The organism is Falsigemmobacter intermedius (genome assembly GCF_004054105.1).
GTDB lineage: Bacteria > Pseudomonadota > Alphaproteobacteria > Rhodobacterales > Rhodobacteraceae > Wagnerdoeblera > Wagnerdoeblera intermedia.
In genome coordinates this window covers 1-2,297 of the sequence record NZ_SBLC01000113.1, presented here as the reverse complement: position 1 = coordinate 2,297, position 2,297 = coordinate 1, and the positions used below count along the sequence as shown (strand labels likewise).

Sequence of the window (2,297 nt, the reverse complement as noted above, 5' to 3'; positions counted from 1 at the left end):
GGCGAGGTCGAGTCCATCAGAAGACTCGCTTTCGCCGATCACCGCCACCCCGAAAACCTCCGTATCGTGTAGTGTGCTCGACGACCGGATTTCGGCGCGAAGGTGTTGTTTTCTCTGAGTTTGTGCGTGCAATCCCGGATGTTCCTTCGCTCTCCATGGCGCGGGCCTCTCCCCGGGTGGTCGATCTGCAACCCGGAGATATGGTTCAGACCGGCGGCACCTTTGACATGGCGATTGAGGGGGAGGGTTTTCTTCTGATCGACACCCCGGAGGGCGAGCGCCTGACCCGGGCGGGGCATTTCACCCCGGGCCCTGACGGCATCCTCGTGAACCCGGACGGCTATGCGCTTCTGGACGCGGGCGGCACGCCGGTCGCCATTCCGCCAGACGCGACCGGGCTTTCGCTGGCGCGCGATGGCACGCTCTCGGCCGCCGATGGCCCGCTGGCGATGATCGGCTTGTGGCAACCTGTTGACCCGCTGAGCCTTCGCCATCAGCAGGGCACCTATTTCAGCGCCGATGCGACCGAGCCGATCGATCCCGAAGCGGGCTCTGCGCTGCTTCAGGGCTGGCTGGAAAACTCCAATGTAAACCCGGTCTCCGAGATCGCCCGGATGATCGACGTGCAGCGCGCCTATGAACTGGGGCAGGGGCTGCTGGACCGCGAAGATCAGCGCATTCGCGGCGTCATACAGACACTTGGCCGATAGGAGCTGAGAGATGAAAGCACTACATATTGCCGCCAGCGGCATGGCTGCGCAACAGATGCGGGTGGATGTGGTCTCACACAACCTCTCCAACATGTCGACGACGGGTTATAACGCCAGGCGCGCCGAATTTGCGGATCTTCATTACCGACAGGTGGCAAAGCCGGGGACGATCTCGGCGGAGAATGGCACCATGCTGCCGACAGGTATTCAGATCGGTATGGGGGTCCGCCCGACCGCCGTTTCGCCGATTATTGAACAGGGCCCGGTGCTTGCAACCGGCGGTGATCTGGATGTCGCCATTGAGGGGCGTGGCTGGCTGGAGGTCACTTTGCCTTCCGGCGTTACCGCATACACCCGTGATGGCGGGCTGAAGCGCACGGGCGAGGGGGTGATCGTCACCTCGGACGGCCATACTGTGGGAGATGGGATCACCATTCCCCCTGAGACACGCAGCATCACCATCAGCCCCGCAGGTGAAGTCTGGGCCAATTTTACCGATCGGGTAGCACCGCAGCAGATCGGGCAGCTGACGCTTTCCTCCTTCATCAATGATCGTGGGCTCGAGGCGATCGGCTCGAATCTCTACCTCGAAACCGAAGCCTCAGGCCCGCCCGTCAGCGGTGCGCCGGGGCAGGAGGGGTTGGGAACCCTGCGACAGCATTACCTTGAAGAAAGCTCTGTCGATGCCGTGCGTGAAATCACCGATCTGATCCGTGCCCAAAGGGGATATGAGCTGAATGCGAAAGTCATCACGGCCGCTGATGCGATGCTGGCGGCAACAACGCAGCTGCGCTGACATGATGAAGCGGGTCGCCTTCGCGCTGTTGCTGTTTTCCGGCCCGGTCGGGGCTGAGGGCCTGGCGGCAGGTCGTGTGATCCGGGCGGGTACGGTTCTCGGGGCCTCCGATGTTATTTTTGTTCGCGCAGTGCCAGGCGGACTTTCTGACCCGAGTGAGGTCATCGGCCGTGAGGCCCGGGTGACGCTTTATGCTGGGCGGCCTTTGCGAGCGGAAGATCTGCGTCCGCCGGCACTGGTTGATCGTAACCAATTGGTCACGCTGGTTTTTAAATCCGGTGGCCTGTCCCTGCAGGCAGAGGGGCGCGCCCTCTCCAGGGGGGGCGAGGGGGAGCGGATACGGGTTATGAACCTGCAGTCCAGAGTAACGGTTTTTGGCACGGTTCTGCCCGATGGCACCGTTTTTGCCGGGGGACGCTGATGCGGTATCGGTTCTTTTGCGCCCTGATCGCGCTTTCGGGCTGTACCGATCTCAGCACGATCGGGCGTGAGCCGCGTTTCAGTGGCCTTCAGAATGGAGAGCAGTTCGGCGCGATGTATGCGCCCCCCTTTCCCGTCAGCGCCGAGGTCAGCGGCCCGACGCGGGACGCCTCGCTTTGGCGGGCAAGCCGCGGCTCGCTGCTTGGGGATCGCCGTGCCGCGCGGCGATATTCTTACGGTTGTCATTGAGATTGATGACAGTGCTGAAATTTCGAATGCCACGGATCGCTCGCGCAGCGGGCAAAGCGCCACACTACACGACACGGAGGTTTTTGGGGTGGCGGTGATCGGCGAAAGCGAGTCTTCTGATG

3 protein-coding genes are annotated in these 2,297 nt (G+C 62.4%); all 3 read left to right on the top strand.

The genetic code is table 11. The features are described 5' to 3' along the window. Positions 1 to 71 precede the first annotated feature (71 nt). The 3 genes from EP867_RS19345 to flgA are packed head-to-tail and all read left to right on the top strand — an operon-like array spanning position 72 to position 1,927. Entirely contained in the window at positions 72 to 710 is a 639-nt protein-coding gene (locus tag EP867_RS19345; RefSeq protein WP_128491058.1) for a flagellar hook-basal body complex protein, read from the top strand. A 10-nt stretch (positions 711 to 720) separates the two neighbouring features. Then, complete coding sequence (flgG, locus tag EP867_RS19340; protein WP_128491057.1) at positions 721 to 1,506, top strand: flagellar basal-body rod protein FlgG; 786 nt, start codon at positions 721 to 723, stop codon at positions 1,504 to 1,506. 4 nt (positions 1,507 to 1,510) lie between these two features. Then, positions 1,511 to 1,927: a flagellar basal body P-ring formation chaperone FlgA gene (flgA, locus tag EP867_RS19335; RefSeq protein ID WP_128491059.1), complete on the top strand. Its 417-nt coding sequence runs from the start codon at positions 1,511 to 1,513 to the stop codon at positions 1,925 to 1,927. Positions 1,928 to 2,297: the final 370 nt, after the last annotated feature.